Origin of the sequence: Zobellia russellii (assembly GCF_018728565.1) — a bacterium.
Classification (GTDB): Bacteria; Bacteroidota; Bacteroidia; order Flavobacteriales; family Flavobacteriaceae; genus Zobellia; species Zobellia russellii.
This window is the reverse complement of sequence record NZ_JACSOI010000040.1, coordinates 1-267: the sequence shown is the minus strand read 5'-3', so window position 1 is coordinate 267 and position 267 is coordinate 1. Positions and strand designations below refer to the sequence as shown.

General features: G+C 48.3%; 1 protein-coding gene. It reads right to left on the bottom strand.

Annotated elements, in window-relative coordinates; translation table 11 throughout:
* A partial coding sequence (locus H9565_RS20460; RefSeq protein WP_215442158.1) for a hypothetical protein occupies positions 1–267 on the bottom strand: 267 nt, incomplete at both ends.

Genomic DNA, 267 nt, shown 5'->3' with positions numbered 1-267 from the left:
GCCGCATTCAGTATGTTGTCCGCTGTAATATCATCTATTGAAAGTACAGGAGCAGGACTTACCGTATCTACCGTATATGTTTTGTTATCGGTTACCGTTGCACTGTTGCCCGCTACATCCGTTGTTACAAAACTTCCGTCAACCGTAGTATCACCATCGGCGGCCAATGCGCTACCCGGGATATCGATGTTATAATCACCCAAGGCATCCACCGTTCCTGTATAGTCCGTACCGTCAACCGTTAAGGTGACCGTATCGCCCGTATTG